Below are 23860 nucleotides of genomic sequence, written 5' to 3'. Positions count from 1 at the left end.
AAAAGCCCTAAAAAATAGCCAACGTGCTAATATCCACTCTTGCCTCCCTTCCTCTCAGTTCCACCGTCCCGATTGGGATCCGCTGGTAGAATTCATCATTGGGAAGGATGGCAAGCAACTCGTCCGATGCGAGGATTCTGACTTGGTGTTCTTTGCACTTTCCCTGAATCCGGGAAGTGGTGTTGAGTACGTCACCTGAAAATGTCAATTCCCGTTTGATCACGCCGATCTCTCCGACAGTGACCTTTCCAAAGTGAAGCCCCACTTTAAACTCCGGAACAACGCCATACTTCAGCCGGTATTTGTCTGACAGCCCGGCGATCAAATCACTCATCGCGAAATAACATTTCAGGCAATCTTCATTTCCCCCTTTTTGCGACAGCATCCAGGAGATAATCACCTCATCGCCTACATACTGGTATATCTCTCCCCGGTGATCTACAATCGGGGCGGTGATGTCTGTAAAGTATTCCTTTAAGAACTGATGGTATCGCTCATTGCCCAGCTTCTCAGCAATGGCTGTGGAGGAATTCAGATCCACAAACATGAATATCCTGGTTTCCTCTTTTGCACGATGGTATTTGCCCAGGAGAAAGTTAATCCAGTTGTTCTGTCCAAATTTGTCATTGACCTGTAAAGTGACTTGGGTAAGGACCAGGACAATCAGCCACACGGTCGCATTTTTCAGATGGGCCGTGTCTGACAATAGATCTAAAAATCCTCCGTGCAGCCCTTCCCAACCGATGAAGTGTCGTGCCTCAAACACCGATACCACAAGCACCAAACTCCCGCTGACCACCACAAACGACGCCATCACCAATGCCAGGGAAGTCCAATACGGCCCCTCCCGGTAGCGCTCATTGACAAAATAAACCAGAAAGCCTCCACCTATTAGCCCCGCCGCAAATCCGACACTTCCGTTGAGCAGCAGGCTCGATTTTAGGTCATATTCTGCACTGAATCCAGCGGAACTCATGGAAGCGATCACCAGATAGTCGTAGGCCGTGATGATCAATCCGATCACCGTCCAGACTGTCGCAATAGTGAAGAGTTTTTTGAATTTTATCATGGGTCAACACGAAATCTTGCTGCTAGTACCTATACTGAACAGTCAATGCTCCGAAAAGCACGTCTTCACCGGCTCCCACCTCTTTGAGATAATCTTGGGCCTGAAACCAGGTGAATTCCGGCACAAGTGACAGATGCCCGTTTGGACTGTATTCCAGATTTATCCCCAACTGGTTGCCGATCTTCTTTTCGTCACTTTGCGCGGTATAGAGCATTTGGACATTGGGACCATAGATCCCATCACTGGTGCTGTATCTCCAGAAAAGATCAAAATCCGCTGAAAAAACAAGCATTTTCCCGACACCTATCTGAAAAGCAGGATGCAGATCGATCAGGTTTGCCGGGCCGATCAGCGCTGCCAATCCAAAATAGGCCCCTCGCGGAAACATGGGATTGAAGGTATTCAGACGCTGATCAGTTTGGCTTTTGTCTCCACTGATCACTTCGGTTTTGAGCCCAAAACCAGGCTTGGACTTAAACTGATCCAAGGTGTACCACAAATTGGCTGAAACGGTGTAGGCACTGATCGTCTGATCGCCAAAGTCGCCGAACTGATACAGCGCTTCCAGATCAAAGTTCAATCTCTGGCAAACTCCCCACCATCTACCGCCCAAAGAGTGGCGGACCTCCGTAGCTTCCGAAAATCCGTTAAACGAAGCCTGTTCATCTTCAAAGCCTATGTAGTAATGGTCCAACTTGGATGTTTGCCCAATGGAAACAACCCCATAGCCTGACCAGATTGCCTTTTTCCGGTTGATCTCATCGTCAAAAACTCCCAATTTGAGTTGCACGGGTCTGGCGTAAAAGGCGTCGATTCCATAGCGCTCAGCGCGATAAAGGACCTTCGCGGCATCAAAGCTCAGTCGGTTGTTTGGTCCTTCCCGTACCGTGATCAATCGCTCGGAACCGTACCTCATCTCCTGCCGTCCGACACGGGCAGTCAGTTGCTTGCTTGGGTTTTCCCGGAGTTTATATTCGAAGAAAAGCTGATGGAAACTCAGCCTGTTCTCGTCAATCGACCGGTTTGGGCCGGGGCGACCCGCGGCAAAAGTGCTGTTCAACTGCGCAAAAGCCCGAAACCTTCGATAGTGAAAATCGCCATGAAACAGAAAGCGGGTGTAAAAGGCCAAGTATTCTTCCTTTGGTCCATCACCCCAATCTTCATTCTTGAACCATTGGGCTTGATAGCGGACCTCTCCCCCCAGACTCAGGAAGCTGCCTTCCGAAATGGGCAGATATTTGATCTTCGGAAACCGACGCGAGGTATCAGTTTTCAAAAAGCCATAGTCTTCTTCGTACCGGACATTTCTGATCCCGTTTTGCTGCGCCACAGCCAGGTTTGCGATACAAAAGCACAAAAGAAAAACTCTCGATATAGCCATGGATCAATGAGTCAAGCATGATTTCACTTCTCACCGATTCTGATACCCACCATAAAACTTCACCGGCGACCAGGCTGGACTTAACGGCGCCGGAGTCGGATCCAGTTCTTTAAAGATGCCATCGGCAAAGACAATCTTCCCGCCTACGACCGTCAGTTCGGAAGTCAGTTGCTTGATTTCTTCTTCCTGGATTGAAAAGTAATCCTTCGAAAGCACGGCAAAGTCAGCATACATCCCTTCCTTGATGTACCCTTTGACATATTCTTCGGAGGAAAACCAGGCGCTGCCAATAGTCAGCAGCTTCAGTGCTTCGTACCTGCTCAGCCTTGCCGACTCGTCGTAAAGCTGAGTCCCGCCCCATGTCTTGCCTGAGACTGCCCAGTAAAGCGCCAGCATGGGATTATAGCTGGACACCCTCGTTCCGTCTGTTCCCAAACCCACAGGAATGCCCAATTCCAACATCTTTTTGATTGGAGGAGCCTGCTTGGTGGCTTCCGCTCCATAGCGCTCAAGGAAATATTCTCCCTGAAACAGCATCCGGTTTTGAACCGCAATACCACCCCCCATGCGTTTAATCTTTCGAAGGTTTTCCTCACTGATCGTCTCAGCGTGGTCGATGATCCATCTGACCCGGTTCAGAAAAGGGTGTTTCCGGTCCACCTTTTCCAGGACTTTCAGAAAGCGTGTGATGCTCTCATCGTACGTGGCATGAATCCGGAAAGGCCATTTATTCTTGGCCAAAACGGTAACAATGGAATCCAGTTCGGCCTCCATCCCCTGCGCCAGTTCAGGCCGGGGCTCCAGGAAGTTTTCAAAGTCCGCCGCCGCCCAGGTCAGGTTTTCTCCCGCGCCATGCAGCATGTAGCCGTTGGGCCGCAGCATGTCCTGGTTTTCAAAGAGCTTTTGATTTGCTGTCCACGTTTTGACGTCTTGGAGTTCCTTGCCTTTGTCGACTGCAAATAGGTAGTAAGAAGTGCGTACGGAGAGTTTTCCCTGCTGCGCCAATTCTTTGACCACCGCGTAATCATCCGGGAAATATTGCCCTCCTCCCCCTGCATCAATTGCGCTGGTCACTCCTAGTCGGTTCAGCTCTCTAAAGTAGTAAACTGTTGAAATCAGCTGATCCTCTTTGCTAAGCTTTGGCAGTAGAGTTAGTGTCTTGTAAAGTACCAAAGCACTGGGTTTGGCAATCAAAAATCCGGTTGGCTTTCCGTTTTTCAACGCCACTTCCCCTCCGGGAAACTTGGTGTTTTGGTCATATCCCAGCACCTCCACGCCTTTTTGATTCAGGTAACCAAGCGAATACAGATACATGATGTACACCGGCTTGTCAGGGACGGCGGCGTTGATCTCCTCCAGCGTCGGGAGCCGCTTTTCTTTAAACTGAAACTCGCCCCAGCCGCCGACGACCCTGATCCATTCTCCCTCCGGGGTGCGCTCGGCCTCCTCCTTAAGCATCTGCAAGGCTTCGGCGATGCTGGTCACACCATCCCAGCGCAACTCCAGCGTATAGTTCAGTCCTTCTCTTATAAGGTGTGTATGCGAATCATTCAGCCCGGGGACAATCGTCTTACCCTGCGCGTCGAGGACTTGGGTGCTGTCGCCTTTGAGCTTTAAGATCTCTTCAGAAGTCCCGACTTGGAGAAAATTGCCGTCTTTCACTGCAAAAGCTTCTGCAAACTGCCCTTCGGATTCCAGGACGACCTTCGCATTATATACAATCAAATCCGGAGCGTCGGCGGGCTGGAGCTTCTCTGTGTTGGGAGTGCAAAAGTTGAAGAGGGCGACTAGTATAAATCCTAATATAGGTAGCTTTTTCATTTGAGTCACTATTGAGTAATGAGAGCTCAATTTAGCCTGACATATATTGTCAATAAATAGACAAATCATTCCTACACATGTACAATTCAATTTAAATAGTGACTTGATATCCAAACTTAATTAGGCATTAAAAAAAAGCAAATGATAAATACATTTTTATAAATAAAACAGCAATCGACGGATTAATATATTTCACACAAATTTACCGTCACATACTTTTCAAAACTAACCTAAACAAAATCATGAAAAATCCAATCCTATCTTGTAGTGCATTCCTATTGGGAATCACCGTTGCGTTTCCGGCATTTGCTCAAAAGCCTTCGCCCGAACTGCTGACACCATCCAACCATGTCTTGGTCATGATCGATCACGAAAGCCAAATGGCATTCCCGGTCGAGAATATTGACATCGAGGAACTCCGAAACAACGTCGGGCTTTTGGCTGGTGGGTCGAAGATCTTCAAGGTTCCGACGATCATCACCACAGTGGCGGAGGAATCCTTCAGCGGGCCGGTCTTTCCCGAAATCGAAGAGATCTATCCAAAAGCCAGCTCCAATTACATCGACCGAACTACCATGAACGCCTGGGAGGATGGCCCGGCACACAAAGCGATCACCGGCGCCGGAAAGAAGAAAATCGTCATCGCAGGGCTCTGGACCAGTGTTTGCATCGTCGGACCGGTTCTCTCCGCGATCCAAGACGGATACGAAGTTTATGTAATTACTGATGGTTGTGGGGACACAAGTGAGCAAGCCCACGAGATGGCCATCCAGCGGATGATCCAAAAAGGAGCCAAACCAATGACCGCAACGCAATACGTCTTAGAACTCCAGCGGGACTGGGCGAGAGCAGAAACCTATGGCCCGGTCACTTCCCTGTTCAAAAAATATGGAGGAGCCTATGGAATCGGAATCCAATACGCTCACGAAGTCATCAAGCACTAGGCACTCCGTCCATTCGCCAATCATAGATCAGCCATTTAATCCGTTGATATATACATTTTAATGCATCACTTACACATTGAATAACCTGTTACATAGAGTTAGTTTTGACATGTTATGCATTCGGAAAACAGACTTTTTCAGGCATTTTAAGACAAGTTAATCTAACATAAACTATTTAGGAAAATGAAAACTATCAAGTCCAAAACTATCCTATTTATCACGGGTGCATTTGTAAGCCATACCTGCTGGGATGAATGGAAAGAACACTTTGAAAGCAAAGGCTATACTACATTTGCCCCGCCTTGGCCATATAAAGATGCCACGGCGCAAGAGCTCCGGGACCGCCAACCTTTTGACATCGATCTGGCGACATTAACTACCTATGAGCTCATAGACCACTACGCCAATATTGCCAAAAGCCTTCCCGAAAAACCCATCCTGATCGGACATTCCTTTGGCGGACTGATCACACAAGTTTTGCTTAACCGTGACTTCGGAGTGGCGGGAGTGGCCATACATTCGGCTCCGCCCAAGGGCGTACTTCCCTATGAATTCTCATTCCTTAATGCGGGATGGAAAGTCCTGGGGCTCTTCACCTCAATGAAGAAAACCTACATGATGTCCTTCAAGGATTGGCAGTACGCGTTCGTCAACGGGATGGATGCCAAGGATCAGCGCGCAGCTTACGCCAAATACACCATCCCGGAATCAAAAACAGCTGCCAGAGGAGCACTGACTGACGCAACCAAAGTGGATTACGACAAACCCCACCCTCCCTTGCTTTTCACTTCCGGCAGTACAGATCACATCATGCCCGCGCACCTGAACTACCGTAACTACAAGAAGTACAAGCAAAACGGCTCCATCCTCGAGTACAAGGAGTTTCCCGGAAAGAATCACTTCGTCCTAGGACTGCCGAGCTGGAAGGAAGACGCCGATTACATCCTAAACTGGCTCGAAAAAACCTGAGTTGAGGCACCAGCGTCTTCTCAGCCAGCCATTTCAAAACACTACACTTAAAGCCATGGAAAATATCCCTACTCAAGCCCCGAAAGAGGGTACCGGAACCCGCATGCCTGCTAAAAAAGGCAAGCATCTCAACTATCCTGCGCTCGACGCGCCGACACAGTTTGCCGAGCTCAAAGGCCGGACGATCGCCTTTCGGACGATCGGATCGGGCAAAAACCTCTTCCTCTGTAACCGCTTCCGGGGAAATCTGGACACCTGGGATCCGGCATTTTTGGATGCACTGGCGCAAAAGTACCAAGTCATCATCTTTGACTACACCGGATTTGGCCTCTCTACCGGGCCGGCACCAACGACAATTGATGGCTTTGTAGCTGATCTCCGGGACCTGATGGAGGCTTTCTGTATCAAGAAATGCGTGGTAGGAGGTTGGTCTTTTGGAGGTTTGGTAGCCCAAAAATACATCGCCGATTCTCCCAAATCAGTCAGTCATGGCATCCTGATCGGCACCGGTCCGATGGGAAGAAATGATCTTCCCGTAGAACCCATCTTCTATGAAGTTTCCCAAAAACTCAACTATAAGCTGGAGGATGAGATGGTTTTGTTTTTTGAACCTGAGTGGGAAGCCAGCCGTAAAGCCGCCGAAAAAAGTCACAAAAGAATTGCAGAGCGGCAGAAGGACCTCGATGTCATCATCCCCGAAAGACTGTGGGGACATTATACGATGGCTTTTATCGAGTGCATCGAGGACACAGAAAATACGCGGGCCAAGATCAACCAAACCAAAGTCCCTATTCTGGTCATGATGGGGGATCACGACATCAGCTTCCCGGTGCAAAACTGGTATGCTTTAGCCCGAGAGCTGGAGACCGCACAGTTGATCGTTTTCCCGATGGCCGGGCATGGTCCCCAGCACGAGTTCCCAAAACTCTCTGCCCGATACATCCGCAATTTCATCAAGTACAGCTAAGCCAACCGCTATTCGATCATCAAACACAACAACCACTATGAAAACTGTCCCAATTCTAGTCTTTCTGGCCAGTCTATCCTTGATCTTGCCCACTTCTGCAGAGGCAAATCAACCGAACGACAGTGTGCTTACCCAAGCGGAAGCCTCAAAAACCATCCTGTTCATCACCGGTGCATTCGTCACCAATACCGGTTGGGACGAGTGGAAGGTCTATTTTGAATCCAAAGGCTACACGACCTATGCCCCACCCTGGCCATACAAAGACGCTTCGGCAGCCGAACTCCGAAGCCGGCAACCTGATGGAGAACTTGCAAAACTCCGCTTCGACGAGCTGGTGGACTATTTCGCAGATTACGCCGCCAAGCTTCCCGAGAAGCCCGTCATCATCGGGCACTCTACCGGAGGACTGATTGCGCAGTTGCTCCTTCAGCGCGGCTTGGGAGTTTCCGCGGTGGCGTATCATTCGGTTCCCCCGAAAGGCGTATTGTCGTCCAAGTTTTCCTTTATCAAATCGGTTACCCCAGCCTTTGGCCCCTTCAAATCTGCGGACAAAACCTATCTGATGAGCCTGAAACAATGGCAATATGCTTTCACCAACGGCATGACTCCGGAAGAGCAGCAACTCACCTATGATGAAAACACGGTACCGGAATCCCGCCGCGTCGCCCGTGGAGCGATAGGAAAAGCTGCCAAGATCGACTTTAAAGAACCGCATGCGCCGCTTCTATTTGTCTCGGGATCGGAAGACCATATCATCCCCGCATCGCTTAACAGGAAAAATTTCAAAAAATATCAGGACGAAAACTCCATCATCGTCTATCAGGAGTTTGAAGGGCGCAACCACTTTGCAATGGGCCAAGCGACGTGGAAGAAAGACGCTGATTTCATCCTCGACTGGATAGCCAAGCCCCGGGAATTGGATGCCGAATTGTCCACCGCCTCGACGCATTGAGCTATGAAAACCTACTATCTACCGCTCGTTTCTCTACTGATAGCCTGTACAGAAACCACCAAAACAGATTTAGCCGAAACCAAACCTTCAACTGACACTACCATGCAACTCACAATCACAGACTACGCCACAGATCCGGCCATCGAAGCACAGACCAAAGCATTCCTGAAGGCGCTCAATACGGGCGGCGGACAGCCAATGGAGACGATGGCCGCCACAGATGCCCGAAAAGTCCTGGAAGGAGCGCAGACCTCGGTTTCCGTGGACTTATCGGGAGTGGAAATCTCCGAGAAAACCATCACCCAGGACGGGCTTTCTGTCAAGCTTTTCGTCATGAGACCATCGGGAACCAAAGAAGACCTGCCAGCCTTCATGTTCTTCCACGGGGGAGGCTGGGTGATTGGTGATTTCCCCACGCATCAGCGGTTTATTCGTGACCTAGTCATCAGCTCCGGGGCGGTCGCTGTCCATGTCGAATATTCCCTTTCGCCGGAAGCCAAGTACCCAGTAGCGCTCAATGAGTGTTTTGCCGCTACCAAGTGGGTGGCTTCAAACGGGAAGGAAATCGGTGTGGATGGCAGCAGATTGGCGGTCGTAGGAAACAGTGCCGGAGGAAATCTGACCGCCGCAGTAGCCCTCAAAGCCAAGGCTGAAAATGGCCCGGAGCTGAAATTCCAGGTTCTCTTTTGGCCCGTCACTGATGCCAATCTAGAGACGCACTCCTACAACCAGTTTGCAGAAGACCGATTCCTGACCAAGAACATGATGCGCTGGTTTTGGAATCATTATTCTGAGCCGGGCCAGCGAGCCGAGATCTATGCTTCTCCGCTTCAGGCAACGCTTGAAGAACTCAAAGGCCTACCTCCCACTCTAGTGCAAACTGCCGAAAACGATGTCCTTCGAGACGAGGGCGAAGCCTATGCCCGCAAACTGAATGAAGCCGGGGTGCCTGTTTCGATGGTGAGATATCAGGGGATGATCCACGACTACGGGCTATTGAATCCATTGGCCGGAATTCCAGAGATCCAGTCGGCCCTGCGATATGCCGGATCGGAGTTGAAAAACGCCCTGAAGTAAGGTCCGATGAACAACTATCCTACCGACAAGACCGCGCTGATTCTGGTTGATCCATTCAATGATTTTCTTTCCGAAGGGGGAAAGCTTTGGAAGTGGACTCAAGAAACAGTCGAAGGTTCAGGATTGGTAAGCAATGTAAAGGCCTTGCTTGCCGCCGCCCGAAGAATGGGAATCCAAGTGATCTATGCGCCCCATCACCATACCGGTGAAGGCGACTACCTCAACTGGAAATTCCTTTCGCCAACGCACAAAGGAACTTTTGAAGGAAATTTCTTCGAAAAGGGTTCTTGGGGAGCGGAATTTCATCCTGAACTGAAAGCCCAAAAAGGCGATCTGATTGCCCAAAATCACTGGACAAGCAGTGGCTTTGCCAATACGGATTTGGACTTTCTCCTAAAAATGCACGGGATCGATCACCTCATCATTATGGGGATGCGGGCAAACACCTGCATCGACTCAACGGCGAGATTTGGGGTGGAGCTGGGGTATCACGTCACCCTGATCAAGGATGCCATTGCGGCATTTAACTGGGCTGAAGTGGAAGCCGTCACAGGGATCACTTTTCCCAACTATGGGCATGCGATGTATAGCACACTGGAGTTCCTCCAGATTCTAGAGTCTCAAACAATCAATTAAAATCTTCTTTAACCAAAAATATACATGGAAACTATCAAAGGATACGACTACGACAGCCCGTCCCTGGAGCAAAGCCCGGTGACAATGGAGCAGTTGGATTTGCTCAAAAAGACACTTCTCTGGACACCCGAAGATGATGCATACTTGAAGATGGCGGGCGAAGTACTGCAGGATCAGACGGGTGACATCCTCGATCTGTGGTACGGTTACGTGGGCAGTCACAGTCATTTGTTGCATTATTTTGCAAAGGAAGAACAGCCGGACATGAACTATCTGGCCGCGGTCAGGGCCAGGTTTGAGAAGTGGGTATTGGACATCTGCAACAGGCCCTATGACCAGACTTGGCTTAATTACCAGCATGAAATCGCCAAGCGGCACCACAGCACCAAAAAGAATGTGACTGACGGAGCCAACGCCGTACCGATTATCCATTACCGATATTTGGTTGCTTTCATCTATCCGATTACCTCCACGATCAGGAACTTTCTGACAAACAAAAACAAGCCGCAGGAAGACATTGACTGCATGATGAACGCATGGTTTAAGGCCATCACGCTGACTGTTATTCTCTGGACAGAACCGTATATTCGGGAGGGGGAGTTTTGAATTGAGATTGGAAGACGGGAGACCGAAGAGGCGGAATTATGGTCTTTGATGGTAGATTCTAGTCTCCTGATCTTGTTGCCGGTACAATGTTTTAAATCCCCTACCCCCTTAAAAAGGGGGAGTTTGCCAAAGGCCAGCATCAAACCTTTCTATTCTTTGGCTAGGTGCGAGATTGCAGCGACGCCAATTAACTAACCCTTGATATTACTCTCCCACCGGTTACTTTGCCCAGTATTTTTCGAAAAAATAAGGTATGGACATCCAGATTACTCACATCGATACCGCATGCATTCTTCTGGAAATCAATGGATTCAAGATCCTGACTGATCCTACCTTGGACAAGGCGGGGGGAGTCTACCATCATGGGTTTGGGACTTTTTCGAAGAAGACCTCCGATCCTGCGCTGCAGCCGGTGCAGCTCCCGAAGGTCGACTTGGTCTTACTCAGTCACCATCAACACAAGGATAATTTTGACATAAGGGGAAAAGAATTTACTGCCACCGTCTCAACGGTCCTATCGACCAAGCAAGCTGCAAAGGCAGTTCCCGGTGTATCCGGTCTGGATGACTGGGAGTCAATCGCGATCCGGACTCCCGCTGTGCCGGGGCTGAAGATCACCGCTACTCCGGCCCAGCATCGGCCCTGGTGGCTGCCCGAGTACCTTTCCGGAAAAGTGATCGGCTTCGTGATCGAATTTGACAGTCAAAAAAACGGTGTCATCTACATCTCCGGTGACACCGTGTATTTCAGGGGAATCGATGAAGTAGCCCGCAGGTTTCAGATCGATCTGGCCATCATGCATGTGGGATCGGTTCAGTTTCGTTATCTGACGGGTTTTGGGAAATACACCATGGACAGCAAAGACCTGATCAAGTCAATCCGCATTCTCAAGCCAAGACTGGCAATCCCGATACATTCATGCGGCTGGACACATTTCAAAGAATCCGAAAGTGCGCTGAAGAACGCACTTGCTGAAGACCTGTTGATTTCGAAAAAGATCCGCTACCTGATCACGGGAGAAAGAACAAGCCTCCCGACTGCCAAGCACTGAAAACCTAGCTGGATTTCACAAAAAAGGTCTTTCCGGTGTCGATTCCCAGTTTCTTCATCTTGGAGTTGAGCGTGGAGACGTTGATACCGAGCAGGCTGGCTGCACCATCCATCCCTGACACTTTGCCTTTGCAATGCTTCAGCGCAGTGATGATGTGCGCGCGCTCCATCTCATCGATCGTCTGAATCGGTTCGTCGTCCTTTTTGATCTCAGGCTTGCCGGATTCTGGCAGCACGATGGAATGGATCACCGGGCCGGAATTCACCAGCACGGTCCGCTCGAGCAGATGCTCCAGTTCCCGGATATTTCCCGGCCAGGCATAGTCCAGCAGCGCGTCCATCGCGGACTCCGACAGGGTCATGTGTCCTCTTCCCAGCTTTTTGGAATGCTGGTCGACAAAGTATCGGGCGAGCGCCGGGATGTCTTCTTTTCGCTGCCGAAGTGAAGGAAGTGTCAATGGAAAGACATTCAGGCGGTAGTACAAATCCATGCGGAATTTGCCCATCGCCACTTCGTACTCCAGGTTTCTGTTGGTAGCAGCAATGATCCGTACGTTGATCTTGATGGTGGCATTGCCACCGATGCGCTCTATCTCTTTTTCCTGTAATACGCGAAGGAATTTCACCTGAACGTCGAGGGGCATTTCACTGATTTCGTCCAGGAGGATCGTGCCGTTCTGCGCCAGCTCAAACTTGCCGATCCTTCGATCTGAAGCGCCGGTAAATGCGCCCTTTTCATGGCCAAAAAGTTCCGATTCGACCAAGGCAGTGGGCAGCGCCGCGCAGTTGACGCGGATATACGGCTTCCCCTTTCTCGGCGAAAGTGCATGGATGGCAGCAGCAATCTTTTCCTTTCCTGTACCACTTTCGCCCAAGATCAAGACGGATGTGTCCGTGGGCGCCACGATAGCCAATTGGTTAAGGACAGTCTTCAGACGCTGGCTTTTCCCAACAATTCCCCGGAAGGCAATCTCTTCATCGGCGCTATACTCCTGAGTCGTGTCGGTTTGCTTCGGATCGCCGGACAATGCCTGAGGAGGCTCCATTTCGCCCCTCCTTCGCATGGCTTCCAGGCTGTTTTGATGAAGGTATCGGGCGATCTCGATCGTGACCAGCACGTCCTTTTCGCGAAAAGGCTTCACCAAAAAGCCATACGGACAGGTGGCTTTGGCAGACTCCAGGGTGTCCTTGTTGGAGTTTGCGGAGAGGTAGATGAAGGGAATATTCTGTTTCCGGAGTGTTTTTGCCAAGTCTATCCCAGTCAGCGGTCCTTTGAGGTAGATATCCAAGAGCACCAAGTCGGGCACTTCCTTTTCGATCAGCGTCAGGGCAATCGGAACTGAGCGTGCAATTCCGATGATCTGATAGCCTTTCCCTTCCAGCATTTCCTGGAGGTTGTTGGCTTCGACAAATTGATCTTCAACGATCAGGATTTTTTCTTGCATATGTTTATAATTAATGCCTATCGGCTAGATGCACGTATCGACAATATGGCCTCGACTTCGCTCGGCCTCCGGAATTACAGATTCTATCCCTCTCCTCCAGCTTGAGAAATCCCGATCCCCAAGCGAAGTCGAGGGGATCTATTCCAAATTGAAAATTGAAAAGGACTTTGTTTCATCATTTTATCCGTTGACAAATCCTTCTTCCAGCAGCATGGACTCTTTGAAAGTAACCCGGATCGTAGTACCCAAGAGTGAATCAATCTTTAATTCACCGCCGATGTCCTCGGAAAGCCCCCGCATCAACTTGATCCCCAGCGAATCCAGCTTATCCGTCTGGAACTCCTCCGGAAAGCCAACTCCGTTGTCAGCGATCAGCAGTTCAATCGTCTCATCACCAATACAGGCAAAAGTCACGTGAATCTCATTTTGATTTCGGTTGCCAAAAGCATATTTGATACTATTCGTGATGGCTTCATTGAGGATCAGCCCGACAGGAATCGCCTGGGAGATATCCAGGGAAATCTTTTCCACCTGTAGATGAAAACGGATTTCCTGCTTCACCTGAAAACTGTCCCTGAGGTATTGGACCAGCTCGGGGATGTAGGCTGACATGTCTATTTCGCCAAAAGCGTTGCTTTGATAGAGTTTCTGATGGATGAGTGACATGGCATACACTCTGTTTTTACTGTTTTGGATGGCCAGGAGTGCGTCATTCTCAAGATAAAAAGACTGTGATTCCAGCAGGCCGATCACGGTCTGGAGGTTGTTTTTGACCCGGTGATGTACCTCTTTGAGCAGCCACTCTTTCTCTGCAAGAAGGCGCTCGAGTGCCTCGTTTTTCTCACTGATGAGGCGCTGCTGGGTTTTCATCTTCTTGATCTGGCGAAAGATGATAGTGGTCAGGGCTATCAGTATCAAGAAGGACAGCGTGACCAAGACCGCGTAAGTAATGAGCTTCATCTTTTCACTCTCTACTGCTCTGATCCGTTCTTGATTGATCAGGGGGAGCAAGACATTCAACTGGGTTTTCCGGGTAAAAGAACCGTAAAAATTGGCGTCATCGGCTGCCTTTTGGATCAGCTTGGCAGAGTTCGCCAAATCCCCTTCCTTGAAAAGCAGGTTTGCCAGGTAGTAGGTGGCGGCGGTTTCCTTGGTCGATGATTCAATGTCGGCGATGGATGCCTGGACGAGCAGACGGATCGCTTCGTCGGTTTTCCCTCTCCGGGTATAGATATCGCTCAAGGTCGATGCAGTCACCGCCACCTGGCTTTTGCTCAGTTTCGGCAGGGCAAGCAGCTGGTGAAACAGCACTGAAGCAGAATCGAGATCAGCATCCATCAACACTTTTAGACCCTGATAATATGCATGGTGGTATCCTGTATCCGGATAGTGCCTGATTGCGGAATCGAGGTAAGCCTTTCCCTTCTCCGCAGTTCTTGACCGAAAAAGTTTATCTGGTGTTTGGTCAACCATTTCGTAGTGATACCTCGACAGCAAGGCATAGTAGTCTGCCTTGTCGACACCTGAGAGGAGCGCCGCGTCGATCCGCTCCAGCGAGTCCGAGGCCTGATTGAGCATCCCCGATGAGACTAGGATGAAAGAAGATTTGAGTTTGGACAAAGCGACTTTCTGCGAGTCACCCAGGCGCAAAGCAACCTCCTGCATTCTCCTGGAAAAGGCAAGCGCCGAGTCTGCCCTAAACTTCTCATATTCCCGATAGCCGGCAAGATAGTGTTCAAACAGAAAAGTATCCGTGGAGTCGGTTTTCCGTTGGCCAAGGGTTTCCAGACGGATCATCTTCTGCTCGTCGTAAAGCTCGCTCTCAGCCAGCGTCTTAACCAGGCGTTTTACCTCCGCTTTGGATGAAGTCTGGCAATAGGCCCCGGACATCATACCCAAGCAGGCCATCGGGAGTAAAATCATCCCTCTGATCCTATACCGACCTGATAAATTGGACATATACACCGTATTAGTCTGTACTTGGCTGTGATTCGATCGGGATCATGAGGTCCGACTCGTCCAGATTGCGGAGGACCTTGCAGTAGACGTCGATGCATGCGCCCGAACGAAACAGCACCGCCAGCTTGTAGATCTTTTCGTCTTGGGGCACTCCGAAAAACTCCCTGATATTGCCGATCGGGTATTCCCATTTGTTTTTGCCAACCGGCGTGGCCAGCGCTGCCGAATCACGGGATCCCCAAGCGAACTTGACATACCGCCAGTCCAATTCGTGCTCAGACTTATTGGTGATTACGCCCAGATGCACATAGACGTCGCCTGTATAGTCCAAGAGGCCCTGATTCCCTTCGTTGGCATTGGCCAGGATCGTCAACCTCTCCGTGTCGGTCGGGTAACTGGGAGATACCTTTATCACTTTTCCGCAGGATGCCAGCAGGAGCAGCAGGCCGATGCTTTTCGCAAGAGAAGGCCGCAGTGTCCAGAATTGTCGTTTTTGGTGGGTCATAATCAGCCTTGGTCAAACGGATTCACTTTCTTAATTCCGAGTTTTTTGATCTTTGAATTCAGCGTGGAGACATTGAGGCCGAGCGTCTCGGCAGCGCCCCCTTTCCCAAAGATCTTACCCCCACAAGTCTCCAAGACATGAAGGATGTAATCCCGCTCATTTTCCTCGTGGGTCTTTAGAATCGCAAAGCCCGTGGGAGAATCAGCGCCGAGGTTACGTTCACTGGGCAGAATGATGTCTTTCAGCACATTGCCTTTGCATAGCAGGACACTTCGCTCCAGGAGATGCTCCAGCTCGCGGACGTTGCCCGGCCAGGAATATGCCATCAGCGATTTCATCGCGCTGCTGGATATTGAAGTCACATTTCGCCCGGTTTGCTGCGCGTACTTGTGGAGAAAATGCGCTGCAAGCGTAGAGATGTCTTCCTTTCGGTCCCTGAGCGGCGGGACGAGCACCGGGAAGACATTCAGCCGATAAAAGAGGTCGCTCCTAAAGCTCCCTTCCTGCACCGCCTTTTCAAGGTGCCTGTTGGTGGCAGCGATGATCCTGACGTTTACCTGAATGGTACCGCTGCCCCCTACCCGTTCGATCTCCCGCTCCTGCAGTGCCCGGAGCAGCTTGGGCTGAAGGTGCAGGGGCAGTTCGCCGATCTCATCCAGAAAAAGCGTCCCATGGTTTGCCAGCTCAAACTTACCGATCCGGCGCTCCTGTGCTCCTGTGAAGGCACCCTTTTCGTGACCGAAGAGTTCGCTTTCGATGAGGTTTTCGGGAATGGAGGCACAGTTCACCTTGACCATGAGTCTTTTCTTCCGGTCAGAGCAGTTGTGAATCGCTCTCGCCAGCAGCTCTTTGCCCGTGCCTGTTTCACCCAGGAGGAGCACAGAGGTGTCGGTAGCGGACACAGCTTCCAAGCTCCCATAGACTTCCTGCATTGCCGCGCTGGAGCCAATGATTTCCCCAAAAGCATAATTGTTGCTGATCTCTTGCTGCAGGTAGATCTTCTCCTCTTCGAGCTGCTCCTTGTACTTATTGATCTCGACGAGTTGCTGTTCGATCTGCGTGTTTGCCATAATATTGGCCACAGCGGTACCGAGCAAGTTGCCGATTCCCTGAAACACACCCATCTGAAAATCTGTGATGGCTTTTCGCTGGCTGGAAAAACAGAACAGCACGCCTATCGCGACATTTCGATGCCGTAGCGGCGCTCCGACCATCTCCACGGTACCGTTGTCCAGCAAAAACCGAACATAGGCAGGGATAGTCCCCTTTTTCTCCAGTTCCTCGAGGTCAAACCGAATGGGTACTGGGGAATAGAGCGCTTTTTCAAAGACCCCATCCGGAAAGGTATGGTGCCTATTTTTCATCTTGGGGTAGTCGGGATTGGCTGCCCTGGGTGATTCCTCGTTGACCAAAAAAGAACTGAAGGTTATCGGATTTTCCCGGTCGATCTTGGCAATGCTGATATCCGAGTAAAAGCCGAGTTTTTTAAGCTGCTGGATCAAAAGCGGCCCAAGATCCTGCTTTCTCCGGATTGCAGCAAGCTCCTTTCCGATCGTCAGCAGGATTCCATTTTCCTTTTCCTTCCAAAGCAACTCCTCCAACACGCATTGCTTGGATACCGCGATCGAAAGCTGGAACGAGATCCGCTGCATCAGCCGGAGGCTGGACGCTGTGAATGTGTCCTTCTGCTCTGACATCAGCACCAGCAGTCCGCGCAGGCTTTCTCCGTCGATCAGCTTGACCACAGCGATCTCCCGGATGCCGGCTTTGAAGACGAAGTCCATGACCTCATAGCCTGCCTCAACCATCTGGGCTACATCCAATACTTTGGGGACATGGGCAAAGGAGCTGTCGGCGTCATTTACCGGATAGGCCCTGCAGATGGCCTCTTGGAATTCGGGATGGGAAAGCCGCCTTTCGGAAACCTGAAAGCAATAGACTTCATAGACTGATTTGGCCGAATTCAGGACGGTAATTGCCGCGTCGTCGTAGCCGATCTGGGCCTTCAGGCTTTGGGACAAGATCCCGGAGATATCTGCTTTGCTCCGAATCGACGCGATCTGGTTGCTGATTTCGAGTAAGACGTCGTTTTCGTTTTTGTTTCTTTTGGACTCTTCCTGCGCGATCAGCGTGCCCACCGTGACTGAAAGCAAATCCCCGATCTGGTCGAGCAGATCGATGTGGGCGGCGTGAAAGGAATACTTTCTCGACCACAGGCTGATCACACCAAACTTATCATCGTCAAACCGGAGCGATTTGGAGATGCTCGACACAAATCCGTTTTCCAGCAAGATCTCAACAGGACGTGACTCATTGTCCTGTTCATAGATCGTTTTCAGATCGAAGATCAACGCCGATTTGGACTCCAGCATACATTCAATAAACCCGCGGGCCGCCACGATTTTCTGGTCAAGCAATTCTTCAAAGGACTGACAGAGAACATGGTCGTCCCCCACCCGCTGTATCGGCTCGAGCGTTTTACTTTCCTGATTGATCAGGCACAAAAAAATGGACTGCGTGTCAAACAGTTTTTTCATTCTTGGAAAGACGCTTTCCAGCAAGTCCTCCTTTGAGCGTACCCGGCAGATACTTCGGTACAGCTCTAAAAGAACGCCGTTGTCGCCGTCGGATTTGAGGGAATGGAAATCCGCCAGACCAACCGTTTTTTTGGATTTACTCTTCTCCATGGTAGTGTCCCTTTCCGGGGCAGGATAAAAATCAAATGTGCTGTAAACAGGTTTTTTTCAATAACAATTAGTGAAATATCAACAATTAATAGCTCAATTAAAATCGACAGCCGGGAGTTTGAACCGGCATCCGCTTCACTCCCTCAAAATAGATAATCTGTACAAGGGACCCGCTGATATCTACATGAAAAGCCCGGCCATATCGGGCTTATTTTTATGCACCCTTGCAAATCATCCCAAAAGACCAGAATAATATTGACATGCCCTGAACAGCGTGTGATGGATGAACTCAATGTTGCGCGAACCGTGGTTTATCTTTTCGATCTGTTTCGGTGCTTACTAGATTTCGTCCACACAAGCCCTCAGACCGGGCATACTAGCTTTTGAATTACAAACCGACTTTTCAAAAAACTATGAACAAGATCTTCCTTGTTTTTTTACTTGCGCTGGCTTCTTTTGGCGCACTTCCGGCCTCCTATGGCCAGAGTCCGGCAAAAAAGGACACCGCGGAAGTCACGCGTCTCCTGCTCCTGGCAACGGATCAAGCCAAGGAAATCCAGGAAGACTCCACCGCGCTTGGCTCAGCTTTGGCCATCACTTCCGAAGCAATCAGCCTGAGCAAGAAGCACGCGTACGACAGTGGCTTGGTACGGAGCTATCTCACAGAATACCAGGTCTGGATAAAGGCAATTGAGCGAAAGATCGAAGACAGCCTAGGTTTCAATGCGGAATTGAACAAGCTGAAGGTGATCGAGGAAAAAACAGCGGCACTGCTCGGAGCGGAAAAGCATGCTGCCTGGCTGGGAGAGACTTTTTTACTGTTGGCCAAGGCCCACAACGACTATACAACGCAGACCTATGAGTACAAACTGACCCTTTACGAGCAGTCGATCAGTTACTTTCAGAAGGCCGGCGACTTGGAGCAGGAGTCCAATGTCTGGTATCGAATGGGCTATACTCACCATGCAAATGGGAATCTCGACCGAGCGGAAGAAGCCTACCTCAAAGCGATCTCCGTTGCCGACGCGGGAGGGGTGAAAGACACACAACATATCTATGCGCTCCTGGGAAATGTGTATGCCTTCACAGGCGATTTCAATCTGGCGCTTAAATATGAACTGGATGCTCTGAGAATATCGGAAGAAAACGACGACACGCTCGAACTGGGAAGTATCCATCTCTACCTGGGCTTGATCTATGAACCCCTAAAAGAACGGGCTTCCGCCCTCAAGCATTACCAGATTGCCTTCAATGAATTCAAAAAGAATGCGGAGGATCATCCCAGCGATTTGACACATGCTGCAGGGAATACAGCGAAGATGATGATAGCAACGGGTGATCCTCAGGGGGCGATCACCTTGCTGGAAGAAACACTTGAGCGGTATCCGTACGTCACCTCAAGCTCCGCATACTCCAGTTTCCCGATGCGTTTAATGCAGGCTTATATGAAACTTAATGATGTAACCAAAGCACAAAAATATTGCGATGAGCTTCTGCTCTTGAATGAAAAAAGACCAAGTCCATCTACCCTTTCAGCGGCTTTGCGCTTCCTGGTTGACACCAGGCAGTATCAAAGAGCTGAACAGTACCTGCCCGCCTTTCAACAAATGGGAGAAAGCAGGGGGCTAAAAAAAACCATGGCAGAAGCCTACCACTTCCGGTACCAGATCGATTCTGTGAACCACAATTACCCGGGAGCGCTTAAGCATCACTTGATGTACACAGCGGTGAACAACGAGCTTTTCGCGGAAAGTAAGACCAAAGAGATCGCAGCATTGCAGATACAATATGATACCAAACAAAAAGAGAAAGATATCTTACTGCTTCAACAGGAATCATTAGCAAACAAAAATGAGATGCAGAACGCGCAGTCGGTGCGGAATGGCACGTTTGCGGGAGCGCTACTCTTAATCATCATCCTTGGGATGGTCTACCGGCAATATCGCAGCAAGCAGAAGAACAACAGATACTTGGAACGCCTTCTCACAGAGAAAGAGCTACTTCTCAAAGAAGTACATCATCGCGTCAAGAACAACCTGCAGACCGTGTTGAGCCTACTCGAGTCCCAGTCAAGAAAGTTGACAGACGATGCCCTGATGGCCATTTCGGAGACGCAGAGCAGGGTCTATACCATGTCCCTGATTCATAAAAAACTCTACCAGTCCGAAGATGTCGCCGCCATCAACATCAAGGACTACCTGACTGAACTGATCCAACATCTCAGCGATTCCTATGGAAACAGGGCAGCGCGGCTCACCTGTACTGCCGTCCCGATCACCGTAGACCTGTCCCAGGCAGTGCCTCTCGGCCTGATTATCAACGAAGCGGTGACCAATTCTTTCAAACATGCTTTTCATCAAAACAGTCTGCAAAACGAGATCCATGTGGAGTTGACCAAGGTTGGGGTCTCTGAGGTGATGCTGACGATTGAAGACAACGGAAGTGGAATGCCGCTTGATGCCAAAGACAAACGGGACGGCCTGGGACTCAAGTTAATCCGGGGACTGACAGAGGACTTGGAAGGCTCGCTGGCCATCCACTCGGACGGCGGGCTGAAGATCACGGTCGCCTTCAGCGTGACCGAACCACTGAACAAAATAAACTACGTGGACCTCACTCTGTCTGCGTAAGGAGAAGATATGCCCATTGCCTTCATCTGAACTATCGAACATCGGTCAGAAAGCTATCAATGTAGTCCGCCACCAGCTCCGGAAATTCCTGTTGAGGGCCATGGCCGGCCATCGGCAGCACGATCAGCTGGGCCGATTGAAGTTTTCTGGCCAGCGCATACCAGTTTTGCAGGGGAAAACTAATGTCGTGATCGCCCATGACCACCAACATCGGCACTTTGGAGGTCAGGATCTTTTCTCTGATCCCGTCTGCATCCTGTACATATCCCCCGTAAGCTTTGTGATAGTTTCCCCAGAGGGACTCCGGAATCAGCACGTCCAGATCATGGGTGCGCTTGGCAATCCGGTCATGGCTTCTTTTGGCAGCCTCTCTGCTGGCCTCCCAAGCGGGCTCAAAGAATAGCACCGTCTCATCGTCCAGGGAATTGTGGAGTATGCTCGACCGTTCAAAAAACACAGGCTCCATGGGCGTATTGTTCTGACCTGGAGGGCCTGTACCGATCAGAATCCCACGTGAAACCAGCTCCGGATTCTCGGCTATAAAGACCTGAGCGACCATGCCGCCAAAAGACCAGCCGCCCAACACGAACTTTTCAAACCCAAGTGCGGTCGCTATACTCTTAACGTCCCCTGCAAAAGTCTCCATGTCAGAGGGTGCCACACCGGTCGACAATCCAAATCCGCTGTAGTCAAATATGATGACCTGATAGCGGGTCGCCAGTGCATCCAAGAACGCCGGATCCCAAGAATCCAAATTCCCGCGATACCTGTTGCAAAGAATGATAGGCGTACCCTTGCCGATAGAGCGGTAGGCAATCATATGCCCTTCCGCCTTCAAATACTTGGTCTTGGAATTTACGGCTGTCGTGTCGCCAAGGGGCCAGTTGTTTTCAGCTGCAAACGAAGACTGTGTAATAAAGGGGGTTAGTACCAATCCCAAAAGAATAAGGACGTGTATACATTTTCTAATCGATTTCATAAGCGAATGATTGAAGGTTAAAACTTGAATCGGGAAAGATTGAGATTCAAAGTTCTGTACAAACAATCGCCGTGTAAATGTCTATTCTAATGATTCCATTGTATCAGAGAGGCCAAACGCCGCTGTCATACGTTCCGCCCAGCATGATGGCCAAGTTCGGGAATTGGAACACAGGCTCATCAACTGAGCTCACCTACCGTGCTAGCGGAATCCACTGTAAAAAAAGATCAAAATCCATTGACCTCGGTGCAGGGGTATCGGCGGTAACAGGAAGTCAATGCCGAGGTACGGAGATGGTGGTTATTGCAAAACTCCCCTGCAGCCTGGCCCCTCGCTAAAACAGTCCACCGGACTGTTTCTTAACGCTCGGTCCTCTGGAGAAGCAGGACAACGGACGCGAAATGATGAAGATTTCTCCTGCGCTGCAGACTGGCCCCTCGCTAGATTAGCCCACTGGGCTAATCCTTCACGCTCGGTCCTCCCCCAGCCCCTTTGACAAACATTCAATTTCCTTCTGAATACTGGAATTAAAGGAGGAGTTGCCGCGAAATGGGTTGGAAATTGGTATGCTAAGTCGAGCATCAATAGCTATCAGCGAAAAAGTTGCCACTAGAAAGCGAAAAACGTGAGTTAAGCTGTTATGTTTGAAACTAGAAAGGCAAAGCTAGAATAGTTAGATTAAAAGGTCTCTAATCAATTCAATCATAACTACTTAGCTTATGCCTTCTACTAAAGTTAACCCAAATTCGTTTTCGGGCCAAACCCTTTACGTCGGCCTTGATGTCCATAAGAAGAACTGGGCAGTTTCCATTTTCAGTGATCATCATGAGTTAAAGACGATGAGTACAGATCCAAATCCTGATACATTGGCAAAATTCCTCCTCAGGAACTATCCTGGCGCAGACTTTCGGGCTGTTTATGAAGCTGGATTCAGTGGATTCGGTACATGCAGAGAACTCAAATCACTTGGCATAGCCTGTCAGGTTGTCCATCCTGCTGATGTTCCTACCACTCATAAAGAGAAGATTCAGAAAACCGATTCCATCGATAGTCGAAAACTGGCTCGGATGCTTAGAAACAACGAGATATCTTCCATCCATATTCCGGATGAGGAGCTGGAAATCGACCGCTCTTTAATTCGACAGAGGTTCAATCTATCTAAGGATCTGACCAGACAAAAGATTCGGGTTCGCTCCATGTTGTTACAATATGGGATAGAGATTCCCGAACGCTTCAGCAAATCACAGTATCGGTCCTGGTCTAAGCCTTATATGGAATGGTTAAGAGACATACCCCAAGTCTCAGCCCAACTTCAGCAGGTGATCAACAATTATCTGGAAACAGGCCTGGTTCTCAAAAAACAGCTGTTAGATGCCACACGGCAGATACAGGCTCTTTCCAAAACAGACCGATACAAGAGAAACTGCGAACTGCTACTATCTACTCCAGGGATAAGCACCCTGGTTGCGATGAATTTACTGGTTCAGCTGGGTGATATCCATCGCTTCAAAAGTTTTCCAGAGCTGTGCAATTATGTGGGAATTGCACCTACTATGCATAGCAGCGGAGAAAAATCAGTGACCGGAAAACTGAGTAACAGAGGAAGAAAAAGCATCAAAATCATGCTGGTAGAAGCCTCCTGGGTTGCTGTCAGGAAGGATCCAGCCTTAACGCTTTGCTTTAATGAACTGGCCAAAAGAATGAATAAAAACAAAGCCATCATCAAAATCGCAAAAAAGCTATTGAACAGAATCCGGTATATACTCATCAATCAAACTCCTTATGAATTGGGAGTAATCGAATAAGATCTTCAAAAGCCTTAAAAACAAGGAAGGGGAGCAAACGGTATGTGTGTCTGCGGCAATCCAATAGGAATCGACCGTTCAGTGAAGACTACGTCCCCTCCTCTTTAAATTGAACAACAGATTGCAGTCCGACTGCTGATAGGAGATTGTTTAGAGAGGCTAAAGAAGAAGAAAAAATAACAAGTGACTGACGACCATCACTTCTCCAAAAGTGCAAAGATAGTTTCCACCGAACACCTGTAAAGGCTAAATAAACGGTGCTGCGCACCGGCCTTGACAGGTGTTCTCCGGAAACTGAAAGGCACTTAAGAGAAAAGTGACGGAAAAGTATTGTGAAATTTTAGCTAAACCCTTGTTTTTCAACATAGGAGACACTCA

Annotated in this window: 18 protein-coding genes; 10 read left to right on the top strand and 8 right to left on the bottom strand. The window is 49.6% G+C overall.

Going from position 1 to position 23860, the window contains the following annotated elements:
* Positions 1–7 precede the first annotated feature (7 nt).
* Genes G459_RS0119305 through G459_RS27975 form a run of 3 tightly spaced genes read right to left on the bottom strand, consistent with a single transcriptional unit; the run spans position 8 to position 4271 of the window.
* Entirely contained in the window at positions 8–1069 is a 1062-nt protein-coding gene (locus tag G459_RS0119305) for an adenylate/guanylate cyclase domain-containing protein (protein ID WP_026969112.1), read from the bottom strand.
* 22 nt (positions 1070–1091) lie between these two features.
* Positions 1092–2450: an alginate export family protein gene (locus tag G459_RS0119300; RefSeq protein ID WP_026969111.1), complete on the bottom strand. Its 1359-nt coding sequence runs from the start codon at positions 2448–2450 to the stop codon at positions 1092–1094.
* 30 nt (positions 2451–2480) lie between these two features.
* The gene (locus G459_RS27975) at positions 2481–4271 is read right to left on the bottom strand and encodes an amidohydrolase (RefSeq protein ID WP_084454587.1); all 1791 of its coding nucleotides are present in this window, start codon (positions 4269–4271) and stop codon (positions 2481–2483) included.
* 242 nt (positions 4272–4513) lie between these two features.
* Here G459_RS27975 and G459_RS0119290 point away from each other — a divergent pair, with 242 nt between their 5' ends.
* From G459_RS0119290 to G459_RS27970, 8 genes are all read left to right on the top strand, one after another.
* Positions 4514–5215, top strand: a complete 702-nt coding sequence (locus G459_RS0119290; protein ID WP_026969110.1) for a hydrolase — start codon at positions 4514–4516, stop codon at positions 5213–5215.
* Positions 5216–5398: 183 nt separating this feature from the next.
* On the top strand, positions 5399–6184 hold the full coding sequence (locus G459_RS0119285; protein ID WP_026969109.1) for an alpha/beta hydrolase: 786 nt from the start codon (positions 5399–5401) through the stop codon (positions 6182–6184).
* Positions 6185–6239: 55 nt separating this feature from the next.
* Positions 6240–7151: an alpha/beta fold hydrolase gene (locus tag G459_RS0119280; RefSeq protein ID WP_051315320.1), complete on the top strand. Its 912-nt coding sequence runs from the start codon at positions 6240–6242 to the stop codon at positions 7149–7151.
* Positions 7152–7188: 37 nt separating this feature from the next.
* A complete protein-coding gene (locus tag G459_RS0119275; RefSeq protein WP_084454585.1) occupies positions 7189–8103 on the top strand; it encodes an alpha/beta hydrolase in 915 nt (304 codons plus the stop codon).
* 102 nt (positions 8104–8205) lie between these two features.
* Positions 8206–9180 (top strand): alpha/beta hydrolase, encoded by a 975-nt coding sequence (locus tag G459_RS0119270; protein ID WP_026969106.1) that lies wholly within the window; start codon positions 8206–8208, stop codon positions 9178–9180.
* Positions 9181–9186: 6 nt separating this feature from the next.
* Positions 9187–9816: a cysteine hydrolase family protein gene (locus G459_RS0119265; RefSeq protein ID WP_026969105.1), complete on the top strand. Its 630-nt coding sequence runs from the start codon at positions 9187–9189 to the stop codon at positions 9814–9816.
* Between the two features lie 24 nt (positions 9817–9840).
* The gene (locus G459_RS0119260; protein WP_026969104.1) at positions 9841–10422 is read left to right on the top strand and encodes a protoglobin domain-containing protein; all 582 of its coding nucleotides are present in this window, start codon (positions 9841–9843) and stop codon (positions 10420–10422) included.
* A 253-nt stretch (positions 10423–10675) separates the two neighbouring features.
* Positions 10676–11473 (top strand): MBL fold metallo-hydrolase, encoded by a 798-nt coding sequence (locus tag G459_RS27970; protein ID WP_035456457.1) that lies wholly within the window; start codon positions 10676–10678, stop codon positions 11471–11473.
* 4 nt (positions 11474–11477) lie between these two features.
* On the opposite strand, the gene G459_RS0119250 is transcribed toward G459_RS27970, so the two are convergent.
* From G459_RS0119250 to G459_RS30450, 4 genes are all read right to left on the bottom strand, one after another.
* Entirely contained in the window at positions 11478–12917 is a 1440-nt protein-coding gene (locus G459_RS0119250) for a sigma-54-dependent transcriptional regulator (protein WP_026969103.1), read from the bottom strand.
* Between the two features lie 180 nt (positions 12918–13097).
* The gene (locus G459_RS29120) at positions 13098–14876 is read right to left on the bottom strand and encodes a sensor histidine kinase (protein ID WP_084454583.1); all 1779 of its coding nucleotides are present in this window, start codon (positions 14874–14876) and stop codon (positions 13098–13100) included.
* A 10-nt stretch (positions 14877–14886) separates the two neighbouring features.
* A complete protein-coding gene (locus G459_RS0119240; protein WP_026969101.1) occupies positions 14887–15381 on the bottom strand; it encodes a hypothetical protein in 495 nt (164 codons plus the stop codon).
* A 2-nt stretch (positions 15382–15383) separates the two neighbouring features.
* Complete coding sequence (locus tag G459_RS30450) at positions 15384–18068, bottom strand: sigma-54-dependent Fis family transcriptional regulator (RefSeq protein WP_051315319.1); 2685 nt, start codon at positions 18066–18068, stop codon at positions 15384–15386.
* Positions 18069–18481: 413 nt separating this feature from the next.
* Between G459_RS30450 and G459_RS0119230 the strand changes: the two genes are divergently transcribed.
* Positions 18482–20698, top strand: coding sequence for a tetratricopeptide repeat-containing sensor histidine kinase (locus G459_RS0119230; protein ID WP_026969100.1), 2217 nt, complete (start codon positions 18482–18484; stop codon positions 20696–20698).
* 31 nt (positions 20699–20729) lie between these two features.
* On the opposite strand, the gene G459_RS27955 is transcribed toward G459_RS0119230, so the two are convergent.
* A complete protein-coding gene (locus tag G459_RS27955) occupies positions 20730–21677 on the bottom strand; it encodes an alpha/beta fold hydrolase (RefSeq protein WP_084454582.1) in 948 nt (315 codons plus the stop codon).
* A 719-nt stretch (positions 21678–22396) separates the two neighbouring features.
* On the opposite strand from G459_RS27955, the gene G459_RS0119220 reads away from it, so the two are divergent.
* Positions 22397–23482: an IS110 family RNA-guided transposase gene (locus tag G459_RS0119220; RefSeq protein WP_026969099.1), complete on the top strand. Its 1086-nt coding sequence runs from the start codon at positions 22397–22399 to the stop codon at positions 23480–23482.
* Positions 23483–23860: the final 378 nt, after the last annotated feature.

This window comes from Algoriphagus terrigena DSM 22685, assembly GCF_000429445.1.
GTDB lineage: Bacteria > Bacteroidota > Bacteroidia > Cytophagales > Cyclobacteriaceae > Algoriphagus > Algoriphagus terrigena.
Note: the sequence above shows the minus strand (reverse complement) of the source record. Positions and strands in the feature narration are given on the sequence as shown.

Excerpts from the sequence above, each read along its gene's own strand:
- G459_RS0119305 (WP_026969112.1), bottom strand. The coding sequence starts at position 1,069 with ATGATAAAATTCAAAAAACTCTTCACTATTGCGACAGTCTGGACGGTG.
- G459_RS0119300 (WP_026969111.1), bottom strand. The coding sequence starts at position 2,450 with ATGGCTATATCGAGAGTTTTTCTTTTGTGCTTTTGTATCGCAAACCTG.
- G459_RS27975 (WP_084454587.1), bottom strand. The coding sequence starts at position 4,271 with ATGAAAAAGCTACCTATATTAGGATTTATACTAGTCGCCCTCTTCAAC.
- G459_RS0119290 (WP_026969110.1), top strand. The coding sequence starts at position 4,514 with ATGAAAAATCCAATCCTATCTTGTAGTGCATTCCTATTGGGAATCACC.
- G459_RS0119285 (WP_026969109.1), top strand. The coding sequence starts at position 5,399 with ATGAAAACTATCAAGTCCAAAACTATCCTATTTATCACGGGTGCATTT.
- G459_RS0119280 (WP_051315320.1), top strand. The coding sequence starts at position 6,240 with ATGGAAAATATCCCTACTCAAGCCCCGAAAGAGGGTACCGGAACCCGC.
- G459_RS0119275 (WP_084454585.1), top strand. The coding sequence starts at position 7,189 with ATGAAAACTGTCCCAATTCTAGTCTTTCTGGCCAGTCTATCCTTGATC.
- G459_RS0119270 (WP_026969106.1), top strand. The coding sequence starts at position 8,206 with ATGCAACTCACAATCACAGACTACGCCACAGATCCGGCCATCGAAGCA.
- G459_RS0119265 (WP_026969105.1), top strand. The coding sequence starts at position 9,187 with ATGAACAACTATCCTACCGACAAGACCGCGCTGATTCTGGTTGATCCA.
- G459_RS0119260 (WP_026969104.1), top strand. The coding sequence starts at position 9,841 with ATGGAAACTATCAAAGGATACGACTACGACAGCCCGTCCCTGGAGCAA.
- G459_RS27970 (WP_035456457.1), top strand. The coding sequence starts at position 10,676 with ATGGACATCCAGATTACTCACATCGATACCGCATGCATTCTTCTGGAA.
- G459_RS0119250 (WP_026969103.1), bottom strand. The coding sequence starts at position 12,917 with ATGCAAGAAAAAATCCTGATCGTTGAAGATCAATTTGTCGAAGCCAAC.
- G459_RS29120 (WP_084454583.1), bottom strand. The coding sequence starts at position 14,876 with ATGTCCAATTTATCAGGTCGGTATAGGATCAGAGGGATGATTTTACTC.
- G459_RS0119240 (WP_026969101.1), bottom strand. The coding sequence starts at position 15,381 with ATGACCCACCAAAAACGACAATTCTGGACACTGCGGCCTTCTCTTGCG.
- G459_RS30450 (WP_051315319.1), bottom strand. The coding sequence starts at position 18,068 with ATGGAGAAGAGTAAATCCAAAAAAACGGTTGGTCTGGCGGATTTCCAT.
- G459_RS0119230 (WP_026969100.1), top strand. The coding sequence starts at position 18,482 with ATGAACAAGATCTTCCTTGTTTTTTTACTTGCGCTGGCTTCTTTTGGC.
- G459_RS27955 (WP_084454582.1), bottom strand. The coding sequence starts at position 21,677 with ATGAAATCGATTAGAAAATGTATACACGTCCTTATTCTTTTGGGATTG.
- G459_RS0119220 (WP_026969099.1), top strand. The coding sequence starts at position 22,397 with ATGCCTTCTACTAAAGTTAACCCAAATTCGTTTTCGGGCCAAACCCTT.